The sequence below is a fragment of the Ancalomicrobiaceae bacterium S20 genome (assembly GCA_040269895.1).
GTDB classification, from domain to species: Bacteria; Pseudomonadota; Alphaproteobacteria; order Rhizobiales; family Ancalomicrobiaceae; genus Methyloraptor; species Methyloraptor flagellatus.
In genome coordinates this window covers 2,825,969-2,852,679 of the sequence record CP158568.1, presented here as the reverse complement: position 1 = coordinate 2,852,679, position 26,711 = coordinate 2,825,969, and the positions used below count along the sequence as shown (strand labels likewise).

The following is a 26,711-nucleotide window of genomic DNA, read 5'->3' as shown; positions in this document are numbered from 1 at the left end:
GAGTCAGGAAGAAGCGCCGAAGCCGGTGTCCGATCGGCAGGCAAAACGCTTCGTTGCCAAGATGACCGCGAGTGGCTGGTAGCGCGATCGCCCCTTCTGTCAGCCGAGCCGCGCCGCGATCACGCCGAGCGTCGCCTCGACCGCGCGCGTCAGATCGGCGTGGGTGAAGACCGGCTGTGGCGCGCGGTCCGGTCGGAGCGGGCGCGGTGCGCGGCCGTCGCGCGTGTTCGGCAGGTGCAGGAAGCCGGCCGGGATGCCGCGCTTGGCGCAATGCGCCGCCGAACGATAGAGCGTGGCGTTGCAGAGATAGCGCCCGGCGTCGGTCGACAGCCGCGTGGGCAAGCCGAGCGCTGCGATCCGGTCGCGGATGGTATCGATCGGCAGCGTCGCCGGCCGGCGCGGCGGGCCCTCGCCATCGATGGCGCCAACGGCCGGTGATCGCCCCTCGGCATCGGCGAAATACGGCGCGGCGAAGTTTTTGGCGCTTGTCTCGACCCGGATCTCGCGCGCCCGGCCGGCGAGCCCGAGATGCAGGCAGACGTCCGGCGCCACTTGGTCGATCAGTGCCTCGATCCCGTTGAGCGCGGCCCAGGTGGTCGCGAACACATGCGGCACGACGTCGAGGCCGAGCCGGTCTCCGGAGCGTAACGAGACGATCGCCCGCACGATCCGCCCGGTCGGGTTGACCGGCGCGCCGGGGAAGGGCCGTAGCCGGTCAGGAGCAGCCTGGGGCGGCGGTCCGGCGCGGCCATGGCCATCAGACCCCGAAGGCCCTGGCGATCTCGTCGACCGCGACCGATGCCGCGACCGAGCCGTCACGGACGCCGCTCTCGAGCACCTCGAGCCGGTCCCTGATCGCGGGGCGCGTCCGGAGCGCCTGCATCAGGCGGTCCTCCAGCATCGACCACATCCACTTGACCTGCTGGTCCTGCCGGCGCCGGCCGAACTCGCCGGTCGCCTCGAGCTTGGCGCGGTGGGTCTCGACCTGAGCCCACATCTCGTCGAGGCCGAGATTGGCGAGGCCCGAAATCAGCACCACCGGCGGCGTCCAACTCGGGCTCTTCGGCGCCATGATGTGCAGCGCGGCGCGATATTCCGAGGCGGCCGAACGGGCGCGGACATTGTTGTCGCCATCGGACTTGTTGACCGCGATCATGTCGGCGATCTCGAGCACGCCCTTCTTGATGCCCTGCAGCTCGTCGCCGGCGCCCGGCAGCATCAGGACGAGAAAGAAGTCGACCATATCGGCGACCGTCGTCTCCGACTGGCCGACGCCGACCGTCTCGACCAGAATCACGTCGAAGCCGGCGGCCTCGCAGAGCAGCATGGTCTCGCGCGTCTTGGCGGCGACGCCGCCGAGCGTGCCGGACGAGGGCGAGGGCCGGATGAAGGCGTTCGGATCGACCGCAAGCCGCTGCATGCGCGTCTTGTCGCCGAGGATCGAGCCACCGGTGCGCGTCGACGACGGATCGACCGCCAGCACCGCGACGCGTTTGCCCGATGCGGTCAGATTGGCGCCGAGCTGGTCGATGGTGGTCGACTTGCCGACGCCCGGCACGCCGGTGATGCCGACGCGCAGCGCCCGTCCGGTCGCCGGCAGCAGCGCCTGCACGAGCTGGTGCGCCTTCTCCTGATGTTCGGCCTTGCGCGATTCGACCAGCGTGATCGCGCGGGCGAGTGTCGCGCGGTCGCCGGTGCGAATGCGCTGGGCGAGGTCGTCGATGGAGAGATCACGGGCGAGAGGCGCGGAAGGGGCGGTTTGGATCGACATGCGATCACTGGTCGCCGAAATCCCGCACCCGATCAAGTGCGACGGATGGCGCAGGCGGTCGGGGAGGGATGGGCCCGCGCCCGCCGATCAGGTCGGCGGGGTCCAGATGATGCGCTGCAGTTCGCCGGTGTCGAGCACCTGGCGCGGCGGCAGCGTGCTCGACATCGCCGCTTCGCCCTTGAACGAGTAGGTGAGCGTCACGTTCGGCGCGCCGCGCGACTTGCAGATCGCCATGCCGAGCCAGAGATTGGTGCCGATCCGGCAGGTCGCAGGGTCGGTGCCGGCCTCGCGGAAGGTCATGCCGGGCCGCTCGCCGGCCGGGCCGACGACGTGATGGGTGACGCCGTGGATCTGGCCGATCTTGCCGCCGGGGCCGGGCAGGATCTGCAGGGCCTGCACCTGGCCGCCATAGGCCTTGCGGAACAGGACCATGGCATCCGGCGTGGAGTTCTCCAGCCCGATGATCACGCTGCCGGTCGTGTAGTCCGGCAGCTGGGCGAGGATCGCCTTGGAACTGTAGGCGGTCGACCCGTTGAGCGGGCCGGCGCCGGCCGCGGTGATCTGCAGGAAGGTGCCGCTGTCCTGGGGCACGGCGCGGGTCGCGAACGTGTCGACGCCCGCGCTCGAGCAGGCGGACAGGGCGACAAGGCTGGAAAGGGCGATCGAACCCGGGCCGCACTTGATCGAGAACATCGTCTGTCAGTCTCCGTCGAAGTCGCCGCGCCGGTCCGCCGCAGGCCCGCAGGTTTGCGGCCGGCAGTGGGATACGGGCGCGGCCGGCTGGCGCGACAGCGATGCTGTGCGAACCGGCGGTGAATCAGCCCGTCTCCGGAATAGCATTGACCGGGGGCTGACGGGTAGCATCTGTGGCGCGGTCGTATCGGGCGGCAAATCGCGCGCCGCCGGTCCGCGACCGTGGCATCGGAAAATGGAGAGGATATCGAGAAATGTTGCAGCGCCGAAAGATTCACCGGTCGCTTCTTGTCCTCCGGCTACGGAACGATTAGATACACGCGCCGCCGACAGAGACGACGTCCCTCGACGCCCGGCCGGCAGATGGTCAGCAATGAGCGATCAATCGACGCAGGCGGCCGGCGGCAACGGCACGCAAACCCCGCAAGACGATACCGAAGGCCAACAGCTCCATCCCCAGGCCGGGTTCTGGTCGATGGCGCTCGGCTCGATCGGCGTCGTCTATGGCGACATCGGCACGAGCACGCTCTACGCGTTGCGCGAGTCGCTCGCCCATGTGGCGCATGACGGCCTCGAGCGCTCGGAAGTGCTCGGCGTCGTGTCGCTGCTGCTCTGGGCGCTGATCTTCATCGTCACGGTGAAATACGTCCTGTTCCTGATGCGGGCCGACAACAACGGCGAAGGCGGCACGCTGTCGCTGCTGGCGCTCGCCGAAGGCGCGCTCGGCCGGCGCACGCCGATCGTGTTCATGCTCGGCGCGGCCGGCGCGGCGCTGTTCTATGGCGACGCGATCATCACGCCCGCCGTGTCGGTTCTCTCCGCGCTCGAGGGCCTCAAGGTCGTCACGCCGGTGTTCGACGGCTACATCCTGCCGCTGACCATCATCGTGCTGGTGGTCCTGTTCGCCGTGCAGTCCGGCGGCACCGGCGCGGTGGCGGCCTGGTTCGGCCCGATCACGCTGGTCTGGTTCATCGCGATCGGCGCCGTCGGCGTCTGGCACGTCGCCGATGATCCCGGAATCCTCGCCGCCTTCGACCCGCGACAGGCGATCGCCTTCCTGATCCATCACAAGATCGTCGGCTTCGTCGTGCTCGGCTCGGTGTTCCTGGCCGTCACCGGCGCGGAAGCGCTCTATGCCGACATGGGCCATTTCGGCCGCCGGCCGATCCAGGTCGCCTGGCTCTGCGTCGTGTTCCCGGCGCTGGCGCTGAATTATCTCGGCCAGGGCGCCTTCGTGCTGACCCATCCGGAGGCGATCGAAAACCCGTTCTACCTGATGTTCCCGTCCTGGGCGCTGATCCCGATGGTGCTGCTCGCCACCATGGCGACGGTCATCGCCAGCCAGGCGGTGATCACCGGCGCCTTCTCGCTGACCCAGCAGGCGATCCAGCTCGGCCTGCTGCCGCGCTTCGAGATCCGCCATACCTCCGAGACCACCGCCGGCCAGATCTACATGCCGCGCGTGAACTGGCTGCTGCTCGCCGGCGTGCTGTTCCTGGTCGTGCTGTTCAAGACCTCGTCGAACCTCGCCTCGGCCTACGGCATCGCCGTCACCGGCACGATGATCGTGACCTCGGCGCTCGCCTTCGTCGTGCTTTGGAAGTCGTGGAAGTGGCCGTGGCCGCTCGCCGCGCTGACCATCGCGCCGTTCCTCGCGGTCGAGGGCGTATTCCTGGTCGCCAATGCGCTGAAGCTGGTCGACGGCGGCTATGTGCCGCTCCTGCTCGCGGTCGGCATGGTGGTCGCCATGTGGACCTGGGTGCGCGGCACGCAGATCGTGTTCGACAAGTCGCGGCGCGAGAGCGTGCCGCTCGCCGATCTCGTGCGCATGCTCGGCCGCTCCGCGCCGTTCCGCGCGCCGGGCACCGCGGTGTTCCTGACCTCGGACCCGGAGACCGCGCCGGCCGCGCTGATGCACAACCTCAAGCACAACAACGTGCTGCACAAGAAAAACATCATCCTGACGGTCAAGACGTTGCGCACGCCGACCGTGCAGGAGAACCGCGTCTTCATCGAGCACCTGTCGGACGACTTCACCCGGATCGTGTTGAACTTCGGCTACATGGAAACCCCGAACGTGCCGCGCACGCTCGCCAATTGCCGCAAGATGGGTGTGAAGTTCGACATCATGACGACGTCGTTCTTCGTCGGCCGCCGCTCGTTCAAGCCCTCGGCCAATTCCGACATGCCGCTCTGGCAGGACAAGCTGTTCATCGCGCTGGCGAAGGACGCCGCCAACGCGACCGACTTCTACCACATCCCCTCGGGCCGAGTGGTGGAACTGGGGCAGCAGATCACGGTGTGAGGAGGTAGGCCACGGCGCGGGACCGGGCTCGGTCTCGCCCGTGGTCCGCGTGGCGGCGACGACGCGGGTCTGCGATCAGAGCGCGCGAACGACGTCTGTCTGCGCGAAGTCGTCACCCTTGAACAGCAGCGGCTCACCGGTCGTCTTGGCCAGCGCATAGGCGAAACAGTCGCCGAAGTTGAGGCGCGCGGGGTGGAAGCCCTTCCCGAATCTGAGATAGGCGTTGCGGGCGACGAGGGCCTGCTCGTGGGTTACCGGTTCGATCACCACACGCCCCTTGGCCAGTATTAGGTCCAGCATAGCGGTTGGGATAGGGCTGTCCCGGCGGCTCGCGGTCACGCCGAGTTCAACGAAGGTGCCGGCCGACATCCGAGCGCGCGCAGCGTCTCTGAGAGCTGCCGAAATGGCGACGCTCTCGGGCTCGGCGAGAAGGATGGCCATGATCGCCGACGTATCGACGATCATTTCGGCAGACCGTTCTCGTCATAGAGCAGCGCGTCGTACTCCTCGCGCGTTTTCAAGTCGGGGCCCATGGCCTCCCGCCAACGACGTGCGAGGTCGAGTATCTCTTCGACGTCGGCCCGTGCTGCCGCCTCTTCGCCGGCATCTGGCAGCTTTTCGAGCTTGTCCCGCAGCGCCTCGGTCACCGCGTCCGTCAGCGATTGGCCCGTCCGCTCGGCAACCTGCTTCGCCAGCTCATAGGTCTCGGCGCGCTTGATGTTCAGCATGGTAGACGCCCTCTCGAACGTCTACCATGCTGCGCGCGAATTGCGGCCCTGTCGAGATCTCGCCTCCGTCGCGCTCGCCCGACCACCTTGCGGCGTCACTCAGCCGCCGCGCGCTCCTCGTAACCCAGCCGCCGGTTCAGCTCCGCGATCAGCTTCACGGCTGCTTCGGCGATCACCGTGCCGGGCGGGAAGATCGCGCTGGCGCCTGCTGCGAGCAGCGCGTCGAAGTCCTGCGGCGGGATCACGCCGCCAACAACGATCATGATGTCGCCGCGGCCCTGGTCCTCGAGCGCCTTCTTGAGTGCCGGCACCAGTGTCAGGTGGCCGGCGGCGAGCGACGACACACCGACGATGTGGACGTCGTTCTCGACCGCCTGTCGCGCCGCCTCGTCCGGCGTCGCGAACAGCGGTCCGATGTCGACGTCGAAGCCGAGGTCGGCGAAGGCCGAGGCGATGACCTTCTGGCCGCGATCGTGACCGTCCTGGCCCATCTTGGCGACCAGGATGCGCGGCCGGCGACCGTCGTTGGCCTCGAACGCCTCGACGAGACGCTGCACGCGCGTGACCGCATCGGACATGTGGCCGACCTCCCGCTTGTAGACACCCTGGATCGAGCGGATCTCCGCCTTGTGGCGACCGAACACCTTTTCCATCGCGAGGCTGATCTCGCCGACGGTCGCTTTGGCACGGGCCGCCTTGATCGAGAGGTCGAGCAGGTTGCCGGTGCCGGCGCGCGCCGCCTCGGTCAGCGCGTCGAGCGCCGCCGTCGTCGCCGCCTCGTCGCGCTCGCCGCGCAGGCGCTGGAGCTTGTCGATCTGGGCCGCGCGGACGGCCGAATTGTCGACCTTGAGCACGTCGATCGCCTGCTCGGTCTCCGGCTTGTACTTGTTGACGCCAACGACGGTCTGCGTACCGCTGTCGATGCGCGCCTGGGTCTTGGCGGCGGCTTCCTCGATGCGGAGCTTCGGGATGCCGGCCTCGATCGCCTTGGCCATGCCGCCGAGCGCCTCGACCTCGCGGATGTGCTCCATTGCCTTCTCGGCCAACTCGGCGGTCAGCCGCTCGACGTAGAGCGAGCCGCCCCACGGGTCGATCGTCTTCGTGGTGCCGCTCTCCTGCTGCAGCAGGATCTGCGTGTTGCGGGCGATGCGCGCCGAGAAGTCGGTCGGCAGCGCCAGCGCCTCGTCGAGCGCGTTGGTGTGCAGCGACTGGGTGTGGCCCTGCGTCGCCGCCATGGCCTCGACGCAGGTGCGCACGACGTTGTTGTAGACGTCCTGCGCGGTCAGCGACCAGCCGGACGTCTGCGAATGGGTCCGCAGCGACAGCGAGCGCTCGTCCTTCGGATCGAAGTTCTCCTTCATGAGCTTGGCCCAGAGCAGCCGCGCGGCGCGCAGCTTGGCCACTTCCATGAAGAAGTTCATGCCGATCGCCCAGAAGAACGACAGACGCGGCGCGAAACTGTCGACCGGCATGCCGGCGGCAATGCCGGCGCGGACATATTCGATGCCGTCGGCGATCGTATAGGCGAGCTCGAGATCCGCCGTCGCCCCGGCCTCCTGCATGTGATAGCCGGAGATCGAGATCGAGTTGAACTTCGGCATGTTCTTCGACGTATAGGCGAAGATGTCCGAAATGATCCGCATCGAGGGTGCGGGCGGGTAGATGTAGGTGTTCCGGACCATGAACTCCTTGAGGATGTCGTTCTGGATGGTCCCGGACAGCTTGGCCTGCTCGACGCCCTGTTCTTCCGCCGCCACGATATAGAGCGCGAGGACCGGCAGAACCGCGCCGTTCATCGTCATCGACACGCTCATCTGGTCGAGCGGGATGCCCGAGAACAACGTGCGCATGTCGTAGATGCTGTCGATCGCGACGCCCGCCATGCCGACGTCGCCGGGCACGCGCGGATGATCCGAGTCGTAGCCGCGGTGGGTGGCGAGGTCGAAGGCGACCGACAGGCCCTTCTGGCCGGCCGCGAGGTTGCGCCGGTAGAAGGCGTTGGAGTCCTCTGCCGTGGAGAAGCCGGCATATTGCCGGATCGTCCAGGGCTGATTGACGTACATGGTCGGGTAGGGCCCGCGCAGGAACGGCGGCAGGCCGGGCCATGTGGTCAGGAAGTCGAGGCCGGCGAGGTCGTCCTGGCCATAGACCGGCTTGACCGCGATGCCCTCGGGCGTGAGCCAGGTCTCAGCGGCGCCGGCCTCGGCGGCCGGAGCCGGCGAGGCCCCCTCGGAGAAGGCGATACGCGAATAATCCGGGATGCGGCTGGTCATGGCGCGATCCTCACCTCGTCGGCGGTTCTTGCGGCCGGTCTAGCCCGCCTGCAACCGCCGATCCATTGGACATAATATCATAGGTCGCGCGTGGTGCGGGCGACCGGAGCTGCCGATCCGGGCCGCGACGGCGGCCGGATCGGCGCGATGGGATGGTCCGCGGCTCAGGCGACGCCGAGCTTCGCCAGCGTGGCGCTGAGGGTCGCAACCGCGTCCTGGCCGGCGAAGACGAATTCGTCGACCCCGGCCTCATGCAACGCCGCCTGACGCTCGGCATCCTTGGGCTTGCCGGCGATGGCGACGAGGCGCGCACCCGCGGCCTTCAGCGCCTGCGCCGCCTCGACCGCCTCGGTCTCGTAGATCGCATCCGACGAGGCGATGCAGGCGAAACCGGCTCCCGAGGCCTTGAATGCCTCCACCAGTTCGGCGAGCGAGCCAAAACCGTCGTTGCCGAGCGTGCGGATGCCGCCGGCCTCGTAGAAGTTCTTCACCCAGGTGGCGCGGGCGTTGAAGTCCGGGATCCGGCCGAGGTTGGCCAGGAACACGGTCGGGCCGCCGGCCACCTCGGCGCGGTCGCGCAAGCTCTCGAACGGCTCGGCCACGCGGCGCGGAACGAGGCGGGAGACCGTCTCGGCCGCGGGCTGCGCCGGAGCGGGGGCAGGCGCGGCGTCGAGCGTGGCGACCGGGGTCTCGAGAATGTTCGGGAATTCCGAGACGCCGGTCACGGGTTCCTTGCGCCGCGCGATCGCGGCCTCGCGTTCGTCGGCCGTGGCGGAAACGCGCGCGGCGAGGCTCCCGGAGCGCAGCGCGGCGACAATGCCGCCTTCCGCCTCGATCGCCTGGAACAGCGCCCAGGCGGCCTCGGCGAGCTGCGACGTCTGCGTCTCGACCAGGCCCGAGCCCGCGGCCGGATCGGCGACCCGGGCGAGGTTCGATTCCTCGATCAGGATCGACTGCGTGTTGCGCGCGACCCGGCGCGCGAAGGCGTCCGGCAGACCGTTTGCGGCGGTGAAAGGCAGCACGGTCACCGAATCCGCGCCGCCGATGCCGGCCGCGAAGGCGGCGACGGTGGTGCGCAGCATGTTGGTCTGCGGATCGCGTGCCGCCATCATGCGCCAGGCGGTCTCGGCATGGAGCCGCGCCGGCACCGGCGCAACGCCGGCCGCGCCGAGGACGCGGGCCCAGAGCAGCCGGAAGGCGCGGAACTTCGCGATGGTCAGGAACTGGTTCTGGTCGGCGACCAGCGTCACGCCGATTCGCGCGGCTGCGGTCGTGAGATTGACGCCGGCGGCCTCGAAGGCGCGCCAATAGGCGAGCGCGGTCGCGAGCACGGCGGCGAGTTCCTGCGCTTCCGAGGCGCCCGCCGCATGCCACACCCGGCCGTCCGCCTCGACCGCCGTCGCGGTCGGAGCGAAGCGGCTCATGTCGGTCGCCACAGTGGCGGCGATCACCTGTTCCGCCGGGACCGCGAGCCGCCCGGTCGCGGCGAGCGTGCCGATCGGGTCCTGCACGAGGGCGAGAGCGAGCGGGGTCGCGATACCGCGGGCCGCCGCCACATCGGCGAGGTGCCCGGCCACCTGCGCGGTGTCGGCGCCGGCATCGATCCGGAGCGCCACGAGGTCGAGGAAGACGCCGGCGGTCAGCGCGTCGATCGCCACCGGCGTGGTCGCCCCGAGCCCGGCCCCGCGGGCCTGCGCGGAGCCGGCGAAGACGAGATCGAGACCGGAAGCGCCACCTTCGAGATCCGTCAGCGCCAGCGCGTTGGCGGCGCCGGCATCCGGATGGTCGATGCGCTGGCTGATGATCCAGGGCGTTCCCGCCGGCCGGGCCGCGATCGGCCGGGCCTCGGTGGCGCGCTCGTAGATCGGCTCGACGTCGAGCTTGTCCCAGGTCTTGGAACGCAGTCGCTCGAACGGCTGTCCCTTCAAGGCCTTGACCGCCGCGGCGGACCAGTCCTCGGCCGATGGCGAGGTGAAATTCCGCAGGAAGGTGGTTCCGGACGCGCTCACGCGAGCCTCCATCGATACCGATCGTGTTCAGATCCCAATAGCAAACTGGCGCGCCGAGCCGAATAAGCCGAAAGGATGTGCGACATCGTCACTCGCCGCCGGGGGCGCCACGGGCTGGAATAAAAACCCCATCCCGCCCGGTAGCACACTCCTGCCGCGGACTGGCGGCCGGGCCGAGAAAAACGCATGTAGAGTTGCGGCGTCTGCGCGTCAGTATGAGAATTTCGATCCTCCTTCCCCGGCGGCTCCGGATCGAGCGCTCGCCGATGATTGTTGAAGACACGTCAGATTTATTGCCCGACGCGACAGCCCCCGTCAGTTTCGACAATTGAATATTCGCCCGAGGTACCGTCAGGTGATCGTCGCGTTTCACAAGAGACCGAGCGGATGGACGGCACGACGGATTGGCAGGTCGATTTCGACGAGGCGCGCGCCATCGCGTCCGTCGCAGACGCGGATCAGGTATTGGATCGCCTCGAACGCCGCCTGCGTCAGCTCGGGGCGACCCATCTGCTCGTCACCGGTCTGCCGCTGCCCGGCCGCACCATGGCGAAGCTGATCGTGCGGATGTCCTGGCCGGATCGGCGTTCCGACGGCTATGTGATCGATGTCGATCCCGCCGATCCGCTGCTGCTGCGAGCGATCAGGGCCCGGGCGCCCCTCACTGTCAAGGGCCGGGCGATCCACTCGCCCGAAACCCCGGGTGCCGCGCCCGAGCCGCTCGCCGGGCGCTCGGATCTGGTCGAGGCGGCGGGACCGTCGACGGAGCTCGTGGTCTTCCCCGTGCATCTGGTGCACCCGTTCCAGGGCTGCGTCATCATCGGGACGACCAAGGCGCCGGTCGCGGTGCCGGCGCTCGCGGCCCTCTCGGCGCTCGCCACTTGCGCGTTTCGGCGGCTGATCGAACTGGGTCGTATCTCGTCGAGCCGGCCGGGCGATCTGTCTGAGCGCGAACGCCGCGTGCTGGAACTGACCGCGATCGGCAAGACCGCCGGCGAGATCGCCGACCTCCTGAAGATCTCGCAGCGCACCGTGCATGCGCATCTCCAGAACGCCAGCGAGAAGCTCAACGCCTCCAACAAGACCCATACCGTGGTCGAGGCGATCCGCTACGGTCAGATCAATCTCTGAAACGATCAGGCTCGACTCGACCCAACTCAACTCGACGCGGCGAGCGCGGCGGACGGCCGGGCCCGATCGCTGCGCGCGGCAGGCGGGCCCGGCACCGTCGATCAATAGGTCATGGTCGGCGGCAGTTCCTTGGCCTGCTCGATCCAGTCCGTGACCGCCTTCAGGCTCGGCGTCTGGCGCACGAGCTTCTTCGCCTCGTTCACCTCGACCATCTTGGCGTGCAGGTTCTCGGGCTTGCGGTGCTTCAGCTCCTTGACCGTGTCGACCCCGGCGGCCTCGAGCAACTCGGAATATTCCTCGCCGACGCCCTTGATGCGCATCAGGTCGCACATGTTGGCCCATTTGAGGATCCGGCTCTCGTCGATGCCGGTCTTCTCGGCCACGGCCTTGCGGCCCTTCGGATCCTTGGCGGCCTCGAGCAGCGCGGCCGTGGTGGTGAGCCCGGCGGCGGAGAGCTTGGCGGCATAGGCCGGGCCGACGCCTTCGATCGTCTCGATCGGATAGCTGGTGGACATCGTCTTGATCCTCCCTCTGCGGAGCGGGATCGGACGCGGCCGGGGACCCGCTCCAGTCCTCCGACTGCCCGGCACGGGTTGCGGTCTCCGCCGTGCCTGCCTGCATCGCCCGGACGCGCCGCGCCCGGGCGTCGCACTCACTTCACGAACTGGCCGAGTGCCGGGATCGACCCGAGCACCTTGTCGACGAGCTCGTCGCCGGCCGTCGCCCGGGCATGGGCGATGATCTCGGTCGTGATGGTCTTGATCTGCTCCATGTCGAGGCCCTGCTCGGTCAGCTTGCCGAGCGTCGCCATGGCATCGCCGAGACCGCCGCCGACCAGTCCGCCGACGAGATTGCCGATGCCGCCCATCAGGCCGCCGCCGAAGCCGCCGAACAGTCCGCCGGCCGGTTCGGGCTCGGGAACGGCCGCCGCGGCGGCACCTTCGCTCGCCAGCGCCTCGGCGCCGGGCACATATTGCTTGAGCTGTTCGGCGATCTCGGGCGGCGTCGCCTTCATCAGGAAGTCGAAGATCGTCGTCGCCGCTTGGGTCGCCTGCGCCGGGTCGAGACCGGTCTTTTCGCTGAGGCGTGCGATCAGTTCTTCCATTCCGGCGATCCTCTCCAGCGTTTGCGCCCCGGCGTTCGCGGCATGTGACACCAGTGCGAAGGCCAAGACAAGGCGGCGCGCGAAAGAAGGGCATTCGGGATGCCCGCAGCTTTTCGGCGATTCGCGCTTCGCCCACAGTGCCCGACCTCGATGACGGTTTTCAGCCGCCGACGGCTTGCTGTAAGGAAGAGCGGCAACGGAGGCGCACGATGCTGGTCGACGACAAGATCTTCCTCGGACTGTCCGAGAAGCCCGAATACCTGACCCTGAAGCTCGCCAACCGCCACGGCTTGGTGACCGGCGCGACCGGCACCGGCAAGACCGTGTCGCTGCAGGTCATGGCCGAGGGCTTTTCGGCCGCCGGCGTGCCGGTCTTCGCCGCCGACATCAAGGGCGACCTCTCCGGTATCGCCGCGCCCGGCGAGGAGAAGGACTGGGTCGTCAAGCGCTGTCAGGATATCGGCTTCTCCGAATGGGAGGCCACGCGTTTCCCGACCGTCTTCTGGGATCTGTTCGGTGAGGCAGGCCACCCGATCCGCGCGACCGTCTCCGAGATGGGCCCGCTGCTGCTCGCCCGGCTGATGAGCCTCAACGAGACGCAGGAGGGCGTGCTCAACATCGCCTTCAAGCTCGCCGACGAGGAGGGTCTGCTGATCCTCGATCTCAAGGATCTGCGCGCGCTGCTCGCCCATGTGGCCGAGCGCGCCGACGAGCTGACGGTCGAATACGGCAACGTTTCGAAGGCGACGATCGGCACGATCCAGCGTCAGCTCCTGGTGCTCGAACAACAGGGCGCGGAGGCCTTCTTCGGCGAGCCGGCGCTGAAGATCGCCGACCTGATGCGCACGGATGCCAAGGGCCGCGGCTATGTGAACATCCTCGCCGCCGACAAGCTGATGGCCAACCCGCGGCTCTACGCGACCTTCCTGCTCTGGCTGCTGTCCGAACTGTTCGAGGAACTCCCCGAGGTCGGCGACCTCGACAAGCCGAAGCTCGTGTTCTTCTTCGACGAGGCGCATCTCCTGTTCGACGAGGCGCCGGACGCGCTGGTCGACAAGGTGCAGCAGGTCGTGCGCCTGATCCGGTCGAAGGGCGTCGGCGTCTATTTCGTGACCCAGAACCCGCTCGACGTGCCGGATCGGGTCTCCGCCCAGCTCGGCAACCGGCTGCAGCATGCGCTGCGCGCCTTCACGCCGCGCGAGCAGAAGGCGGTGCGTGCCGCCGCCGAGACGTTCCGGCAGAACCCGACCTTCGACACCGCGACCGCGATCACCGAACTGGCGGTCGGCGAGGCGCTGGTCTCGACGCTGGAGGGCAAGGGTGTGCCCTCGATGGTCGAGCGCACCTTCATCCGCCCGCCCTCGGGCAAGGTCGGCCCGATCTCGCCGGCCGAGCGCGCGACGCTGATCAACACGAGCCCGGTGGCCGGTGTCTATGACGAGGCCGTCGACCGCGAGAGCGCCTACGAGCGGCTGAAGGGCAAGGCGGCCGCGTCGGGCGCACCGGCCGGGCAGGGTGCAAACGGGCAGGGCGACGGCGCTGGAGCCGAGCCGGCCTCGGGCGGCATCGGCGGCATGCTCGGCGGCGTCCTGGGCGGCATCGGCGACATTTTTAACGGCCCGGCCGGCCCGCGCCGCTCCGACACGCTCGGCCAGGCCGTCATGAAATCCGCCGCCCGCGCCGTCGCCTCGCAAGCCGGCCGTCAGATCACCAACGCGATCCTGCGCGGGGTTCTGGGGGGCTTTTCGAAGCGGTGAGGGGCGGGGCGTCCGATCGGCGGATCAGAGCCGCGGAACGATCGCGAGGCGTTCGACGATCCGGCCTCCGACGAAGTGTTCGTCGACGATCGCGTCGATATCCTCGGTGGTGCGTGGGGTGTACCAGACACCCTGCGGATAGACCACCATCAGCGGGCCGGCCGGGCAAAAGCCGAGACAGCCGGTCGCCGTCATGGCAACGCCCGGCAGGCGCGCACTTTCGAGCTTCGCCCCGAGCCGCTCCCACAGCGGCCCCGCTCCAGCCGTGCCGCAGGAACCGCGCGGGTGGCCAACCGGCCGGCTCTGGTGACAGGCGAAGGCGTGGATCGAGAACACCTGCGGCGGTTCGATCGCGTCCGGCTGTCCGGCGGTCGGTGAGGGGCTTCCGGCATTCATGGCATCGTCCTCGCATCATGGGCCACAGCGCCGGTGAGCAAGGGATGTGCCGGAGCTGCCGGAGAGCCGCTAGATGACTGACATACAATCCGTTCCCGGCGGCGTTGCCGATATCGACTTCGGCGACGTCGCGGGCTCGGTGAACGACCTCCTACAAACCGCCGTGTCGCTCTACCGACACGACCGTGTCGGAGGCGAAGCGGCGTTCCGGAGCGCTGCGGCGGCCGATCCACAGGCGCTCGCGCCGCATTATTGTCTGTACAAGATCCTCGCCTACCAAGGCCGCCTCGACGAGGCCCTTGCCGCCGCGAATGCCGCTCTCGCGCTCGCCGCGGGGCAGGCGGGCCTCGCTGCCGACTGGCGGCTCTGGCGTGCGGAAGACTTGCCGGACGTGTTCGGCGGTCCGGTCCGTTTCGCCCTCTACACGATGAAGGCGCTCGCCTTCATCCATCTGAAACGCGGCGAGCCGGCCTCGGCGTGCGCGTTGCTGGACAAGCTTCGCGACCTGGGGCGCCTCGATACCGTCGGCGGCGGCGTGATCGCCGAATTGGCGGCGGGGGCGGCGTGACAGGGCGAAGCCGTGCGCTGCACCGCTGCGATCCCTGCCCCGCCACGCGCCGGGTTTGCGAGGCGCGCGACACCTGACCTATAACAGCCTCCCATTCGACGCCGGCAGCGCCCGCGTCCCCTTGTCCTCTGCCCCCGCTCCCCGTCTCGGAGATCCCGATGTCCATCGAAGCCGTTCTCTCCCGCATCGACGCCGGGCTCGACGCGAGCCTCGGCCGTCTGTTCGATCTGGTCCGGATCAAGTCGATCTCGACCGATCCGGCCTTCGCCGAGGAGGTCCGGCGCGGCGCGGAGTGGTGTGCGGCGGAACTGGCCGGCATCGGCTTCGAGGCGAGCGTCCGGCAGACCGCCGGCCACCCGATGGTGGTTGCGCATTGGCGCGGGAAAGTGGCGCGCGAGGCGCCGCACGTGCTGTTCTACGGCCACTACGACGTCCAGCCGGTCGACCCGATCGAACTCTGGGCGACCGACCCCTTCGAGCCGCGCATCGAGACCCGCGCCGATGGGGCGAAGCAGATCGTCGGCCGCGGCACGGCCGACGACAAGGGTCAGCTCTTGACCTTCGTCGAGGCGGCGCGCGCCTTCGTCGCCGAGACCGGCGGCCTGCCGTGCCGGGTGACGGTCCTGCTCGAGGGCGAGGAGGAATCCGGCTCGCCGTCGCTCGATGCCTTCCTCCTGGAGAACAAGGCCGAGCTGTCGCACGACGTCGCGCTCGTCTGCGACACCAACATGTGGGACGCGAAGACCCCGGCGATCACCGCGACGCTGCGCGGTCTGGTCGGCGAGGAGGTGACGATCACCGCCGCCGACCGCGACCTGCACTCCGGCCTGTTCGGCGGTCCGGCGCTGAACCCGATCCGGGTGCTGGCGAAGATCCTGGCCGAGCTCCACGACGAGACCGGCCGCGTCACGCTGCCGGGCTTCTATGACGGCGTTTCCGAACTGCCGGCCGAGGTCAAGGCGAGCTGGGACGGCCTCGGCCTGACCGCCGATGCGTTCCTCAAGCCCTACGGCCTGTCGACGCCCGCGGGCGAGCAGGGGCGCTCGGTGCTGGAACAGCTCTGGGCGCGGCCGACCTGCGAATTCAACGGCATCACCGGCGGCTACACCGGCGAGGGCTTCAAGACCGTGCTGCCCGCCAAGGCGACCGTGAAAGTGTCGTTCCGGCTCGTCGGCGATCAGGATCCGGCCAAGATCCGCGCGAGCTTCCGCGCCTTCGTCGAGGCGCGGCTGCCGAAGGACGCCAAGGCCTCGTTTCATCCGCACGGCGGCAGCCCGGGTCTGGCGCTGCCCTTCGACAGCCCGTGGCTCGCGACCGCCAAGGCGGCGCTGACGGCGGAATGGGGCGTGCCGGCGGTGCTGATCGGCGGCGGCGGCTCGATCCCGGTGGTCGGCCGGTTCAAGACCATGCTCGGCATGGACACCGCGCTGGTCGGCTTCGGCCTCGACGACGACCGCATCCATTCGCCGAACGAGAAATACGACCTCACGAGCTTCCACGGCGGCATCCGCTCGTGGGCGCGCATCCTCGATGCGCTGGCGCAGGGCTGAGCGGAAGCCTCAGGGGGAGGGCACGGCAAGCCCGTGTCCCTTCCCCTACATGGCTCGTCCGACGCCTCGGGCCTACTTGGTCACGCCGAGCCGCTTCAGGATCAGGTAGACGAGCATGCTGCCGAAGGCGCACACCATGACGGCATACCAGAAGCCGTCCTCGTGGGCGTCGAACGGCAGGCCCTTGGTGTTCATGCCGAAAAGACCCGTGACCAGCGTCGCGGGCAGGAACAGCGCGGTCAGGATCGACAGCGTATAGAGCTGCTGGTTGGCGTCGGTCGCCACCTTGACCGCGAACTCCTCCTGCAGGATGCGCGCACGCTCCTGGATCGCCTCGACGTCGCGGCCGAGGCTGGTCAGGCGCAGCGACACGCGCTCGGCCATGGCGAAGACGTCGTCGGGCAGATCGCGTTCCTGGTTTTCCACGAAAGCGTGGAAGTGGATGCGCAGCGCGCCGACCTGCCGGTTGAGCCGGAGCGCGGTGCGCCGGATCGGTCCGAGCTTGACGCTGTCGGGGTCGACGCGATCCTCGACGACGCGATCCTCGATGACTTCCAGCGTGTCGGCGAGTTCGCGCGTCATCGCGCCGACCGCGTCGGCGAAATTGTCGAAGATGCGCTCGAGCAGCGCCTCGCCGGTCTCAAAAGCGTGGCCCTGCAGGATCGTGCGCCGGACCTCGTCGACCGAGGTCAGCGCCTGCCGGCGCCCGGTCAGCAGCACGCGCCGATAGAGCACGAAGCGCATGCGCGAGATCTCTTTGGTGCCCTGGTCGAAGTCGCGGCGGAAGTCGGCGAACACACCCATCAGCGCCGCGTCGTCGGCGACCAGCATCAGGTGCTGGTCCTGGTCGACCATCATGGTGCGCGCCGATTCCGGGATCGGCGCGCGATCCTCGACCCACTCCTTGCCGCGCTGGTTGGCGAGGTCGAGATGCAGCCAGACCCAGCCCTCGCGCGCCTCGATCGCCTTCAGCGCGTCGGCGCCCGAGACGGCACGGCCGTGGCCCTCATCGTCGAAGGCATAAGCCCAGACGAGGCCGGGGACGGCGTCGCCCGGACGCACCGTGACGGGAGCTTCGGCAGGACTGCGCAAGTCGGCCATGGACCTTCACTTCTCGCATTGCGGTGTTTGGCGCGGACCATGCCGGAGATTTGTGCCGGTTGGAAGACATGGTCCCGTCATCTGGCCGTTTTCCAAGGCGCGGCGCCAGTCGTCGGGGGTGCTCCGTCGAGATGACCGCGGATGGCCGAGGCCGTCGGTCAGCAATTGGTCAGGCGAGCGTCAGTAATCCGTCGAGGCTCGGCAGCACGGCGGCCGGGCGAATGTCGTTGTATTCCTCCGGCAGGCGGTTGCGGTTGATCCAGACGGTGCGGAAACCGAAGGCCGTGGCGCCGGCCGCGTCCCAGCGGTTGGAGGACTGGAACGACACCGCCTCGGGGAACACGCGGAACTCGGTGGTCACGAGGTCGTAGACGCGCGGGTCCGGCTTGTAGGCCTTGACCCGGTCGACCGAGATGACCGCCTCGAACATGTCGGCGATGCCGCCGGAGGCGCAGGCGGCGGCCAGCATCTTCGGGCTGCCGTTCGAGAGAATCGCGAGCTTGGCGCCGCGCATCTTGAGCTGCTTCAGCAGTTCGGGCACCTCCGGATAGGCGTCGCAGCTCCAATAGGCATCGAGCAGCGCCGGCCGCAATGCACGGTCGGCCGCCGGCACGCGGGCCATCGCGAAGTCGAGCGCGTCCTCGGTCAGCGCCCAGAAGTCGCGGTAGCGGCCCATCAGCGTCAGCATCCAGGAATATTCGAGCTGCTTGGCGCGCCAGAGCTCGGAGAGGAGCTGGGCGTCCGGTCCGATCGACGCGGCATGCCGGCGCACGGCCGCATGGACGTCGAAGAGAGTGCCATAGGCGTCGAAGACATAGATCGCGTGGGACATCGGAGGGCTCCTCGAAGTGCCGGGAGAATGGGGGACCGCGCGGCGGGTGGAAAGGGGGAAAGCGCGCACGCGCGATCACGCGGCCAGCGGCTATTCGTCCGGCGGCGGGCGCGGCCGCGGGTCCGCCGGCGGGCCGCTCGGCCCCTTCAGATCGATCGGCGGCAGGACATCGCTGTCCGGCGAGCCGCCGACGACCTTGTAGCCGCCATTCCAGACCCCGGCGCCGGCCGCCTGCGCGGCCGCGAAGGCGGCGGTGAGGTCCTTGTCGTCGACGGTCGCGATCGGGAAGGCGAAGCCCGCACGCACCTGCTCCAGCGCGAGGTTTCGGCCCTCGACGAAACAGTCGGCGTAGATCTCGTCTTCGGAGGCCGTCGGCCAGAACACCGGCCAGCACACCCCGCGCCTGCCGCGCACCATATTCTGCAGAGACGCGCGCGATTGCAGGCCGCAGGCGAAGCGCAGCCCTTCGGCGCTGAGGCAGATCGCGCTGCGTCGCACGCCCCCGACCCAGGTGAGCCGGATGCGCCGGTTCATCGCATCGAGGACGGTCGACTCCTGGGCCTCGTAGGGCGGAGCGATCGGAAACGGCGCCGCGAAGCCGCCGACCGCGGTCTCGGGTGGCTCCAGAATGTCGAGACGGGGATCCTTGAACTGACTGAGCCGGTTGCGCGCCGTCTGCTGGGCGACGCTGAGCAGCCGTTCCGGCGGCCGGTTGGCGGTCGGGGTGGCCGGTGCCGGTGCCGGCGCGCGCTTGGCGACCATCACGGCGGCGAGTGCGCCGAGCGCCACCACGGCCGCGATGGCGGCCGTCGCCGCCAGACGGGCGAGACGGGCGCGGCCGGCGACCACCCCTTCAGGCGGCGTCCCCTCGGGCGGCGTCCGTTCAGGCGGCATCCGTGCGTCGCGCGACCCGTTTGAACTGTCTTCGTCGACCATGCCTCGTCCGCCGCCGGGCCGCCGTCCGGATCGGTGGGCGCGAACCCTCCGTCAAAGGGGCGATCTGTCGGAAAAACCTGAGACTTCAAGATCACGCCGATGAACGGATGTCCAGTGCGCGCCGCCGACCTCGAGGCCTTGGCGATCCGCGCGGCCTCGGGCGGCACCGGTCGGTCCGCGCATCCGAGCCATGCGGCCATCCCCTTTCGTCACCGCGGAAATTGCCGCGACCCGGCGTTGCCGATCTCCGGACTGTTGCTTATGTTCCACCTGCCAGTTTGGCCGACCGGAGCCGCCCGGGGTCGGCGCGGGCGTTCGCGTCCGTGGGCAACGATGGAGAATTTGTCATGGCTTTCGAACTTCCCCCGCTCCCCTACGCCTATGACGCTCTTGGCCCGTACATGTCCGCGGAGACGCTCGAGTATCATCACGACAAGCATCACCTGGCCTATGTCAACAACGGCAACAACCTGCTGAAGGACAGCGGCCTCGAGGGCAAGTCGCTCGAAGAGATCGTCAAGGAGAGCTACGGCAAGAATGCCGGCCTCTTCAACAATGCCGGCCAGCACTACAACCACATCCACTTCTGGAAGTGGATGAAGAAGGACGGCGGCGGCAAGAACCTGCCGGGCAAGCTGCAGGCGGCGATCGACAGCGATCTCGGCGGCTACGACAAGTTCCGCGCCGACTTCATCCAGGCCGGCGTCACCCAGTTCGGCTCGGGCTGGGCGTGGCTCGCGCTCAAGGACGGCAAGCTCGTCATCACCAAGACCCCGAATGGCGAGAACCCGCTGGTGCACGGGGCCACGCCGCTGCTCGGCGTCGACGTGTGGGAGCACTCCTACTACATCGACTACCGTAACCTGCGCCCGAAGTACCTCGAGGCCTTCGTCGACAGCCTGGTGAACTGGGACTACGTCCTGGAGCTCTACGAGGCGGCGGTCTGATCGATCGCGTCTGCGGTGAGCTTTGCAGTTTTGACGGCCGGGCCCTGCGCCCGGCCGTTTCCGTTTGGCGTCCCTGACAGCGGTGGGACTCGTGTGAGGGTTACGTGTCGCAGCGAAATGAAATATTAGTGGTTGTCGTCGCAGCTTGCCTCTGACGCCGCTGAACGGGCGTTCAAGGATAACGAGAGGGGCAAGCCGGTCCGGTCCGCAACGCCGCGGGCAAAGGACGGCTGCGGGGACCATGGTCGACAGCGTCGCGCACCATGCCGAGCGCCGGTTGATCGTCATCGACGACAACCGCAATTTCCAGAACCTGATGCGCACGATCCTGCGCCATCTGGGCTTTCGCTCCGTCGAGGTGTTCGGCGATCCCGTCGCGGCCAAGGCCTATGTCGCGCAGAACCACATCGATCTCGTCTTCATCGACATCTCGATGCCCGCCTTCGACGGCGTGCGCTGGATCGGCGCGGTGCGCGTCGACCCGACCGTGCGCAATCGCATGATGCCGATCGTGGTGGTCTCGGGGCATACCAGCCGGGCCGTCGTTCAGGCCGCCGTCAATGCCGGCGCTGACGACGTACTGAGCAAGCCGATCAGCCCGCGCACGCTGCACGATCGGGCGCTGCGCCTGCTCGACCGGCCGTCGCGCTATGTGGAGCGTGCGAACGGTTATGTCGGTCCGGACCTCGTGCTCGGGCCGCGCCGGCTGGAACGGGTCGGCCGCGGGGCACGCGGCGACAATGGCGGCGGTCGCCGGGCGGACACGGCGCGGCCGGCGCTGCCGGGCTTCAACGTGCCGCTGAAGACGCCGGAAGCCGACATGACCTTTCTGGATTGAGCCGGCGCAATCTCGTGATCGCAAGTCCGTTGGTGTTCTCAGGGGCGTTCAGGACGCGATCGCATCGGCGGCGCATGCGCGCGCCGCCTCGGCGCAGGCATTGCGCAGCACCTGATCGAGCAGGCCGGGAAACCGCGCCTCGAGATCGGCGCGCCGCAGCGTGTTGATGTTCTCCACGCCCTTCTTGACCATTAGGATCACGCCCGCCTCGCGCAGTACGCGGAAATGGTGCGACAGCGTCGAACGCGGCACGGCCGTGAGCGGCACGGTCGCCGAGCAGTTCAGGCCCGCCTCCGCGGCGGCGAGGGTGCGGACGATCTCCATCCGCACCGGGTCGCCGAAGGCGGCGAGCACGGCGGTCAGGGTGATGTCGTCTCTGGAGGGGTGCAGGTAGCCGGACATGGCGAAACCCTAGCACGGTCGTTGACATGCTCCAATAGTTCGGTATTTTCGAAATACGGTAATATGGAATTACCGAGCAAAGGATCATGCTCATGCGCTTCCAGGATCAGATCGTGGCCGTGACCGGCGGTTCGACCGGCATCGGCTATTCGGCCGCCGAGGCCTTCATCGCCGAGGGGGCGAGCCGGGTGTACGTCACCGGACGTACGGCGGGGACGTTGAACGAGGCTGCCAACAAGCTCGGCAACCGGGCGGTTCCGGTCATCGCGGACGTCGGTACAGCCGCGGGCCGCCAGTCGCTCAAGGCGGCGATCGAGGCGAACGGCGATCGGCTCGACGTGCTGTTCGCCAATGCCGGCATCGCGGAATTCAACAAGTTCGAGGAGACCGACGAGGCGTTCTTCGACCGCACCTTCGATATCAACGTGAAGGGCGTCTACTTCACGGTTCAGTCGCTGCTGCCGGTGCTGAAGGACGGCGGTGCCGTGGTGCTCACCGGCTCGGTCGTCAGCAACAAGGGCATGGCCGACCTCAGCGTCTACAACGCCTCGAAGGCTGCGGTCCGCTCTTTCGCGCGCAGCCTCGCCAACGACCTCAAGGCGCGTAAGATCCGCGTCAACACGCTGAGCCCCGGCGTCACGCGTACGCCGATCATGGCCAAAGGCCTGAACTCGACGCTACCGCCGTCGCCGGCTTCGAGGCGAAAGTCGCGGTCGATGCGCCGGCCGGTCGTGTCGCCGAGCCGAGCGAGATCGCCGAAGCCGCCCTGTTCCTGGCATCGAGCGCGGCCGGCTACATCAACGGCGTCGAACTCTCGGTGGACGGCGGCCTCACGCAGGTCTGAGCCCGAGCGGAGCCCGGAGGCGCCCCCCTGACGCCTCCGGGCCTTGTCCCGGACGTTGTGCTCGTCAGCCTTCGGCCTTGCCGGTCGTGAGCAGCGCGAAGGCATAGGAGGTCGCGACCTCCTTCAACCGGTCGAACCGGCCCGACGCGCCGCCGTGGCCGGCTTCCATGTTGGTCTTGAGCAGGACCGGCGCGGTGCCGGTCTTGGTCGCCCTGAGCCGCGCGACCCACTTCGCCGGCTCCCAGTAGGTGACGCGCGGATCGGTCAGGCCCGCGACCGCGAGGATCGGCGGATAGTCCTGCGCGGCGACGTTCTCGTAGGGCGAATAGCCGAGGATGGTGCGGAACGCCGCCTCGTCCTCGATCGGGTTGCCCCATTCGGGCCATTCCGGCGGCGTCAGCGGCAGCGTCGCATCGAGCATCGTGTTGAGCACGTCGACGAACGGCACCTCGGCGATGATGCCGGCGAAGCGGTCCGGCGCGCGATTGGCGATCGCGCCCATCAGCATGCCGCCGGCCGAGCCACCCTGCGCGACGATCCGGCCCTTGGCGGTATAGCCCTCCGCGATCAGTGCATCGGCGGCGGCGACGAAATCGTCGAACGTGTTCTCCTTGTGCTCGCGACGGCCGAGCTTGTACCAGCGAAAACCCTTGTCCTTGCCGCCGCGGATATGCGCGATCGCATAGACGAAGCCGCGGTCGACCAGCGACAGCGCCGAGATCGAGAAGCTCGCCGGGATCGTGATGCCGTAGGAGCCGTAGCCGTAGAGCAGCGTCGGCGCGCTGCCGTCGAGCGCCAGGTCCTTGCGATAGAGCAGGGTGACCGGCACCGTCTCGCCGTCGGCGGCCGGCGCCTGGATGCGGCGGGTGACGTAGGCCGCCGGATCGTGGCCGCTCGGCACCTCCTGCTCCTTGCGCAGCGTGCGCTCGCGGCTCTCCATGTCGTAGTCGAACACCCGCGACGGCGTCGTCATCGACGAGTAGCTGAACCGGATCGTCGTCGTGTCGTACTCGTAGACGCCCGAGAGGCCGAGCGAATAGGCCTCTTCGGCAAAGGCGATCGCGTGCTCGGCTCCGGTGTCGAGCCGGCGGATCACGATCCGCGGCAGGCCGTCGACGCGTTCCAGCCGCACGAGGTGGTGCTTGTAGGCGGTCAGGCCGAGCAGCAGCCGACCCTCGACATGCGGCACGAGGTCGCGCCAGTTCTCGCGGCCGGGCGCATCCTCGGGCGCCGTGACGATCTTGAAGTCCTCGGCGCCGCCCTGGTTGGTCTCGATGTAGAAGACGCCCTCGGCATGGTCGACGTCGTACTTCTCCGCCTCGATCCGCGGCGCGATCAGGCGCGGCGCGCTGTCCGGCCGGTCCGCGTCGATGATCCAACTCTCGGAGGTCTCGTGATCGCCGAGGCCGATCACGATGAAGCGGCCGGACTGCGTCTTCGACAGGTTCACGAAGAAGCCCGGATCCTGCTCCTCGTAGACGACCGCGTCGTCGGCCGGCGCCGTGCCGATCACGTGCCGGTAGACGCGCCGGGGCCGGTGGTTGTCGTCGACCCAGACATAGAACAGCGTCTTGCCGTCGTTGGCCCAGACCGCGCCGCCGCTGGTCTCGGGAATCTCCTCGGCGAGGTCGGTGCCGGTCGACAGGTCGCGAATGCGCAGCGTGAAATATTCCGAGCCCTTCTCGTCCGCGGTCCAGGCGAGATGGCGGTGGTCGGTCGCATGCGCCGAGCCGGCGAGCCGGAAATAGGCCTTGCCGCTCGCGAGCGCGTTGCCGTCGAGCAGGATCTCTTCGGCGCCGCCCTCGCGCGGCGTGCGCACGATCAGCGGATGCTGGCCGCCCTCGACGTAGCGGCTGGCATAGGCGAACGGCCCGTCGGGCGTGGGCACCGAACTGTCGTCCTGCTTGATGCGCCCCTTCATTTCGTCGAACAGCTTCGCCTGCAGCGCCTCGGTCGATACCAGGAGCGTGGCCGTATAGGCGTTCTCGGCCTCGAGATGGGTGCGGATCTCCGCCGGCAGCACGGCGGGATCGCGCATCACCACCTGCCAGTTGTCCGCGCGCAGCCAGCCATAGTCGTCGACGACCGTCGTGCCGTGAACGGTGGTCTCGACCGGGCGGCGGGCGGCGACCGGCGGCTCGATCCCGGCCGGAATGTCGAAGGGCATCGCGTAGTCCTCTGAGGAAAGATATCGGTCGGCGGCGAAACACACCGGCCATCCGGGTCATGTAACACGCCGCTGCCGCGGGTCCAGCCCGGCCTTGCGCGGGCAGGCGCCGCGACCGCGTGTCTCAGTGTTGCTGGAACCGCGGAAATCCGCCCTCGGACAGGCAGGCGGAGCGCCCTGAAACCACGCGCGGGCGCTGGAGTTTCGTGCGACACGCCCTAGCGGTGGAAACCTCGAATGCTTTGTGATCCAGCCATGCGGTTGGCGCAATCTTACGCGACTGTGGTTGATCCATACGGATTTCATCATAATTCGTCGATGCGTCGCGATGGATATCTTGTTTTTCTCGGCGCATGTGCTTATACGAAGTCGAGACCGTGAGGGCGAGCGATTCAATTGCCGGCTCGGCGGTTGATCGAGTTATGCGAGGACGCGTGCGGGCCGGTCTCGGCTACAATCGTTCAGCCACATAAGGACAGCGCGGCCGTGATCCCCGCGCAAAACAGGTGAAAAATGACCGACTCTTCCGTCAGCTCCAATCTCATCGACCTTGCTGCCGACATCGTGTCCGCCTATGTCGCCAACAACACGGTTTCGTCTGGTGATCTGCCGAGCCTGATCGCGGACGTCTATGCGGCGCTGCAGCGGACCTCCTCGGGCGTGACGCCGGAGCCGCAGCCGGAGCCGCTGAAGCCTGCCGTGCCGGTCAAGAAGTCGGTGACGCCGGACTACATCGTCTGCCTCGAGGACGGCAAGAAGTTCAAGTCGCTGAAGCGCCACCTGCGCACCCAGTACAACATGACCCCGGAAGAGTACCGCGAGAAGTGGGGTCTGCCGGCGGACTATCCGATGGTCGCCCCGAACTATGCTCAGGCGCGCTCGGATCTCGCCAAGAAGATGGGCCTCGGCCAGCAGCGTCGTCGCGGCGGCCGCTGATCTCGTCTGACGAGAGGCATTTTGATTTCGGCCGCGGATCGGATCCCGATCCGCGGCCTTCGCATGTCTGGAGGTCCCCACGCGGGACAGCCCGCCAAGTCGAAAGATCGGCCTGCGCCAGCAGCCGACCGCATTGGAGCGCCACTGCGCGTCTAGATGGCCGTCACGGCTTGCATTCCCAAACGGAAGTGCGAGTGCCCATGCGGAGTCGTCTCGCCCCCCCTGTCTGTTGGAAGTGTGAGAAGCTCGGAGTGCGGAAGGGAGCCCGTCCCCCCTGTCGCTGCCCGGACCATCGGGCGGATGGTGGATGCGCGGGGCGACGGTGGGTCGGATCACGCAGGATCTCGTTGACGGCACGACCTCGCTTCGGGTGCCGGCCCGTCTTCGCGACTGCTCCGGACGCGCGGGATCGCCGATCCCGCGCCGGTTCGGTGGGATGATGACCGCTCGTCACTTCCCGCCGCCAGCCGCAGCGGGGCGGGTTGCCTGGGGCTGCATTTCGTAAGGTCTTCTCCCCATGTCGGGACTGGCTCGCGGCGGCGTTTCGGCCTAATCAGGAAGACGTGCCCGGCTCCGCCCGCGCCGCCCCTCCGTTCCGCCACATCCGGCAAAGCTCGTCGAAAACCCCTGGAGTTCCCGATGTCGAAGACCGTCCTGATCACCGGCGCCTCGGCCGGTTTCGGCGCCGCCACCGCGCGCCGCTTCGTCCAAGGCGGCTGGCGCGCGATCGTGACCGCGCGTCGTGCCGAACGCCTCGCCGATCTTCAGGCCGAACTCGGCGGTCCGGACAAGGTGCACGTCGCCGCCTTCGACATGCGCGACGAGGCCGGCATGGATGCGGCCATCGCCGCGCTGCCGCCGGCTTTCGCCGGTGTCGACTGCCTGATCAACAACGCCGGCCTGGCGCTCGGCACCGCGCCGGCGCAGAACTGCGACCTCGCCCAGTGGCGCCAGATGATCGACACCAACGTCACCGGCCTTGCGACGATCACCCACAAGCTCCTGAAGACGCTGATCGCGAGCCGTGGTGCGATCATCAATCTCGCCTCGGTCGCCGCGACCTACCCTTATCCGGGCGGCAACGTCTACGGCGGCACCAAGGCCTTCGTCCGCCAATTCAGCCTCGGCCTGCGCTCCGACCTCGCCGGCACCGGCGTGCGCGTGACCTCGGTCGAGCCGGGCATGTGCGAGAGCGAGTTCACGCTCGTGCGCACCGGCGGCGATCAGGCCGCCTACGACCGGCTCTACAAGGGCGCCAATCCGCTGCAGCCGGAGGACATCGCCGAGACGCTGTGGTGGATCGCCAACTTGCCGCCGCACATGAACGTCAACGCGGTCGAGATGATGCCGGTCAGCCAGTCCTGGCAGCCCTTCGCGGTGCACCGCGAAGGCGTCTGACCGCCGAACGGGCGATCGCCTTTT

25 protein-coding genes and 1 pseudogene are annotated in these 26,711 nt (G+C 68.4%); 11 read left to right on the top strand and 15 right to left on the bottom strand.

Annotation, left to right across the window (positions count from 1 at the left end; genetic code table 11):
* Positions 1 to 99: 99 nt before the first annotated feature.
* From ABS361_12960 to ABS361_12950, 3 genes are all read right to left on the bottom strand, one after another.
* Positions 100 to 819 carry a hypothetical protein gene (locus ABS361_12960; protein ID XBY43015.1) on the bottom strand — a complete coding sequence of 240 codons (720 nt, stop codon included), beginning with the start codon at positions 817 to 819 and terminating at the stop codon, positions 100 to 102.
* Positions 758 to 1,771 carry a methylmalonyl Co-A mutase-associated GTPase MeaB gene (gene meaB / locus ABS361_12955; GenBank protein ID XBY43014.1) on the bottom strand — a complete coding sequence of 338 codons (1,014 nt, stop codon included), beginning with the start codon at positions 1,769 to 1,771 and terminating at the stop codon, positions 758 to 760. Before meaB ends, ABS361_12960 begins: the two co-directional genes overlap by 62 nt.
* A gap of 87 nt (positions 1,772 to 1,858) precedes the next feature.
* On the bottom strand, positions 1,859 to 2,464 hold the full coding sequence (locus tag ABS361_12950; GenBank protein ID XBY43013.1) for a DUF1131 family protein: 606 nt from the start codon (positions 2,462 to 2,464) through the stop codon (positions 1,859 to 1,861).
* Between the two features lie 373 nt (positions 2,465 to 2,837).
* Between ABS361_12950 and ABS361_12945 the strand changes: the two genes are divergently transcribed.
* Positions 2,838 to 4,769 carry a potassium transporter Kup gene (locus ABS361_12945; protein ID XBY43012.1) on the top strand — a complete coding sequence of 644 codons (1,932 nt, stop codon included), beginning with the start codon at positions 2,838 to 2,840 and terminating at the stop codon, positions 4,767 to 4,769.
* A gap of 75 nt (positions 4,770 to 4,844) precedes the next feature.
* Here the strand turns inward: ABS361_12945 and ABS361_12940 are convergent, their stop codons facing one another.
* From ABS361_12940 to ABS361_12925, 4 genes are all read right to left on the bottom strand, one after another.
* The gene (locus ABS361_12940; protein XBY43011.1) at positions 4,845 to 5,234 is read right to left on the bottom strand and encodes a type II toxin-antitoxin system VapC family toxin; all 390 of its coding nucleotides are present in this window, start codon (positions 5,232 to 5,234) and stop codon (positions 4,845 to 4,847) included.
* Positions 5,231 to 5,497 (bottom strand): type II toxin-antitoxin system VapB family antitoxin, encoded by a 267-nt coding sequence (locus ABS361_12935; GenBank protein ID XBY43010.1) that lies wholly within the window; start codon positions 5,495 to 5,497, stop codon positions 5,231 to 5,233. Before ABS361_12935 ends, ABS361_12940 begins: the two co-directional genes overlap by 4 nt.
* Positions 5,498 to 5,592: 95 nt before the next feature.
* Positions 5,593 to 7,770: a methylmalonyl-CoA mutase gene (gene scpA / locus ABS361_12930; protein ID XBY43009.1), complete on the bottom strand. Its 2,178-nt coding sequence runs from the start codon at positions 7,768 to 7,770 to the stop codon at positions 5,593 to 5,595.
* A gap of 164 nt (positions 7,771 to 7,934) precedes the next feature.
* Complete coding sequence (locus tag ABS361_12925; protein ID XBY43008.1) at positions 7,935 to 9,779, bottom strand: methylmalonyl-CoA mutase subunit beta; 1,845 nt, start codon at positions 9,777 to 9,779, stop codon at positions 7,935 to 7,937.
* A gap of 387 nt (positions 9,780 to 10,166) precedes the next feature.
* On the opposite strand from ABS361_12925, the gene ABS361_12920 reads away from it, so the two are divergent.
* On the top strand, positions 10,167 to 10,910 hold the full coding sequence (locus tag ABS361_12920) for a LuxR C-terminal-related transcriptional regulator (GenBank protein XBY43007.1): 744 nt from the start codon (positions 10,167 to 10,169) through the stop codon (positions 10,908 to 10,910).
* 101 nt (positions 10,911 to 11,011) lie between these two features.
* Here the strand turns inward: ABS361_12920 and ABS361_12915 are convergent, their stop codons facing one another.
* Together ABS361_12915 and ABS361_12910 are read right to left on the bottom strand one after the other, a co-directional pair.
* Positions 11,012 to 11,425, bottom strand: a complete 414-nt coding sequence (locus ABS361_12915) for a DUF4332 domain-containing protein (protein ID XBY43006.1) — start codon at positions 11,423 to 11,425, stop codon at positions 11,012 to 11,014.
* A gap of 137 nt (positions 11,426 to 11,562) precedes the next feature.
* Positions 11,563 to 12,015, bottom strand: a complete 453-nt coding sequence (locus ABS361_12910) for a DUF2267 domain-containing protein (GenBank protein ID XBY43005.1) — start codon at positions 12,013 to 12,015, stop codon at positions 11,563 to 11,565.
* Positions 12,016 to 12,224: 209 nt separating this feature from the next.
* On the opposite strand from ABS361_12910, the gene ABS361_12905 reads away from it, so the two are divergent.
* The gene (locus tag ABS361_12905) at positions 12,225 to 13,772 is read left to right on the top strand and encodes a helicase HerA-like C-terminal domain-containing protein (protein XBY43004.1); all 1,548 of its coding nucleotides are present in this window, start codon (positions 12,225 to 12,227) and stop codon (positions 13,770 to 13,772) included.
* 24 nt (positions 13,773 to 13,796) lie between these two features.
* Here ABS361_12905 and ABS361_12900 read toward each other — a convergent pair whose 3' ends face one another.
* The gene (locus ABS361_12900; protein ID XBY43003.1) at positions 13,797 to 14,168 is read right to left on the bottom strand and encodes a (2Fe-2S) ferredoxin domain-containing protein; all 372 of its coding nucleotides are present in this window, start codon (positions 14,166 to 14,168) and stop codon (positions 13,797 to 13,799) included.
* A gap of 139 nt (positions 14,169 to 14,307) precedes the next feature.
* Here ABS361_12900 and ABS361_12895 point away from each other — a divergent pair, with 139 nt between their 5' ends.
* Together ABS361_12895 and ABS361_12890 are read left to right on the top strand one after the other, a co-directional pair.
* Positions 14,308 to 14,736 carry a hypothetical protein gene (locus ABS361_12895; protein XBY43002.1) on the top strand — a complete coding sequence of 143 codons (429 nt, stop codon included), beginning with the start codon at positions 14,308 to 14,310 and terminating at the stop codon, positions 14,734 to 14,736.
* Positions 14,737 to 14,894: 158 nt separating this feature from the next.
* On the top strand, positions 14,895 to 16,286 hold the full coding sequence (locus ABS361_12890; protein ID XBY43001.1) for a M20/M25/M40 family metallo-hydrolase: 1,392 nt from the start codon (positions 14,895 to 14,897) through the stop codon (positions 16,284 to 16,286).
* 72 nt (positions 16,287 to 16,358) lie between these two features.
* Here the strand turns inward: ABS361_12890 and ABS361_12885 are convergent, their stop codons facing one another.
* The 3 genes from ABS361_12885 to ABS361_12875 form a co-directional block, all read right to left on the bottom strand.
* A complete protein-coding gene (locus tag ABS361_12885) occupies positions 16,359 to 17,387 on the bottom strand; it encodes a CorA family divalent cation transporter (protein XBY43000.1) in 1,029 nt (342 codons plus the stop codon).
* Between the two features lie 169 nt (positions 17,388 to 17,556).
* On the bottom strand, positions 17,557 to 18,219 hold the full coding sequence (locus ABS361_12880; GenBank protein XBY42999.1) for a haloacid dehalogenase type II: 663 nt from the start codon (positions 18,217 to 18,219) through the stop codon (positions 17,557 to 17,559).
* 90 nt (positions 18,220 to 18,309) lie between these two features.
* The gene (locus ABS361_12875) at positions 18,310 to 19,113 is read right to left on the bottom strand and encodes a hypothetical protein (GenBank protein XBY42998.1); all 804 of its coding nucleotides are present in this window, start codon (positions 19,111 to 19,113) and stop codon (positions 18,310 to 18,312) included.
* Between the two features lie 389 nt (positions 19,114 to 19,502).
* Between ABS361_12875 and ABS361_12870 the strand changes: the two genes are divergently transcribed.
* Together ABS361_12870 and ABS361_12865 are read left to right on the top strand one after the other, a co-directional pair.
* Positions 19,503 to 20,102, top strand: a complete 600-nt coding sequence (locus ABS361_12870) for a superoxide dismutase (GenBank protein ID XBY42997.1) — start codon at positions 19,503 to 19,505, stop codon at positions 20,100 to 20,102.
* A gap of 241 nt (positions 20,103 to 20,343) precedes the next feature.
* Positions 20,344 to 20,940, top strand: a complete 597-nt coding sequence (locus ABS361_12865) for a response regulator (GenBank protein XBY42996.1) — start codon at positions 20,344 to 20,346, stop codon at positions 20,938 to 20,940.
* A gap of 48 nt (positions 20,941 to 20,988) precedes the next feature.
* Here ABS361_12865 and ABS361_12860 read toward each other — a convergent pair whose 3' ends face one another.
* On the bottom strand, positions 20,989 to 21,342 hold the full coding sequence (locus ABS361_12860) for a helix-turn-helix domain-containing protein (GenBank protein ID XBY42995.1): 354 nt from the start codon (positions 21,340 to 21,342) through the stop codon (positions 20,989 to 20,991).
* A gap of 86 nt (positions 21,343 to 21,428) precedes the next feature.
* Here ABS361_12860 and ABS361_12855 point away from each other — a divergent pair.
* Positions 21,429 to 21,953, top strand: a pseudogene (locus ABS361_12855) (SDR family NAD(P)-dependent oxidoreductase).
* A gap of 140 nt (positions 21,954 to 22,093) precedes the next feature.
* Positions 22,094 to 22,186, top strand: a complete 93-nt coding sequence (locus ABS361_12850) for an SDR family oxidoreductase (protein ID XBY46894.1) — start codon at positions 22,094 to 22,096, stop codon at positions 22,184 to 22,186.
* Positions 22,187 to 22,250: 64 nt separating this feature from the next.
* Here ABS361_12850 and ABS361_12845 read toward each other — a convergent pair whose 3' ends face one another.
* Entirely contained in the window at positions 22,251 to 24,353 is a 2,103-nt protein-coding gene (locus tag ABS361_12845; protein XBY42994.1) for a S9 family peptidase, read from the bottom strand.
* Between the two features lie 513 nt (positions 24,354 to 24,866).
* Between ABS361_12845 and ABS361_12840 the strand changes: the two genes are divergently transcribed.
* Together ABS361_12840 and ABS361_12835 are read left to right on the top strand one after the other, a co-directional pair.
* Entirely contained in the window at positions 24,867 to 25,289 is a 423-nt protein-coding gene (locus tag ABS361_12840) for a MucR family transcriptional regulator (protein ID XBY42993.1), read from the top strand.
* 639 nt (positions 25,290 to 25,928) lie between these two features.
* A complete protein-coding gene (locus tag ABS361_12835) occupies positions 25,929 to 26,687 on the top strand; it encodes an SDR family NAD(P)-dependent oxidoreductase (GenBank protein XBY42992.1) in 759 nt (252 codons plus the stop codon).
* Positions 26,688 to 26,711 lie beyond the last annotated feature (24 nt).

Coding starts and splice junctions, on each gene's coding strand:
- ABS361_12890 (XBY43001.1), top strand. CDS start 14,895: ATGTCCATCGAAGCCGTTCTCTCCCGCATCGACGCCGGGCTCGACGCG.
- ABS361_12920 (XBY43007.1), top strand. CDS start 10,167: ATGGACGGCACGACGGATTGGCAGGTCGATTTCGACGAGGCGCGCGCC.
- ABS361_12875 (XBY42998.1), bottom strand. CDS start 19,113: ATGCCGCCTGAACGGACGCCGCCCGAGGGGACGCCGCCTGAAGGGGTG.
- ABS361_12900 (XBY43003.1), bottom strand. CDS start 14,168: ATGAATGCCGGAAGCCCCTCACCGACCGCCGGACAGCCGGACGCGATC.
- ABS361_12870 (XBY42997.1), top strand. CDS start 19,503: ATGGCTTTCGAACTTCCCCCGCTCCCCTACGCCTATGACGCTCTTGGC.
- ABS361_12840 (XBY42993.1), top strand. CDS start 24,867: ATGACCGACTCTTCCGTCAGCTCCAATCTCATCGACCTTGCTGCCGAC.
- ABS361_12950 (XBY43013.1), bottom strand. CDS start 2,464: ATGTTCTCGATCAAGTGCGGCCCGGGTTCGATCGCCCTTTCCAGCCTT.
- ABS361_12845 (XBY42994.1), bottom strand. CDS start 24,353: ATGCCCTTCGACATTCCGGCCGGGATCGAGCCGCCGGTCGCCGCCCGC.
- ABS361_12935 (XBY43010.1), bottom strand. CDS start 5,497: ATGCTGAACATCAAGCGCGCCGAGACCTATGAGCTGGCGAAGCAGGTT.
- ABS361_12910 (XBY43005.1), bottom strand. CDS start 12,015: ATGGAAGAACTGATCGCACGCCTCAGCGAAAAGACCGGTCTCGACCCG.
- ABS361_12915 (XBY43006.1), bottom strand. CDS start 11,425: ATGTCCACCAGCTATCCGATCGAGACGATCGAAGGCGTCGGCCCGGCC.
- scpA (XBY43009.1), bottom strand. CDS start 7,770: ATGACCAGCCGCATCCCGGATTATTCGCGTATCGCCTTCTCCGAGGGG.
- ABS361_12885 (XBY43000.1), bottom strand. CDS start 17,387: ATGGCCGACTTGCGCAGTCCTGCCGAAGCTCCCGTCACGGTGCGTCCG.
- ABS361_12940 (XBY43011.1), bottom strand. CDS start 5,234: ATGATCGTCGATACGTCGGCGATCATGGCCATCCTTCTCGCCGAGCCC.
- ABS361_12860 (XBY42995.1), bottom strand. CDS start 21,342: ATGTCCGGCTACCTGCACCCCTCCAGAGACGACATCACCCTGACCGCC.
- ABS361_12835 (XBY42992.1), top strand. CDS start 25,929: ATGTCGAAGACCGTCCTGATCACCGGCGCCTCGGCCGGTTTCGGCGCC.
- ABS361_12945 (XBY43012.1), top strand. CDS start 2,838: ATGAGCGATCAATCGACGCAGGCGGCCGGCGGCAACGGCACGCAAACC.
- ABS361_12880 (XBY42999.1), bottom strand. CDS start 18,219: ATGTCCCACGCGATCTATGTCTTCGACGCCTATGGCACTCTCTTCGAC.
- ABS361_12865 (XBY42996.1), top strand. CDS start 20,344: ATGGTCGACAGCGTCGCGCACCATGCCGAGCGCCGGTTGATCGTCATC.
- meaB (XBY43014.1), bottom strand. CDS start 1,771: ATGTCGATCCAAACCGCCCCTTCCGCGCCTCTCGCCCGTGATCTCTCC.
- ABS361_12905 (XBY43004.1), top strand. CDS start 12,225: ATGCTGGTCGACGACAAGATCTTCCTCGGACTGTCCGAGAAGCCCGAA.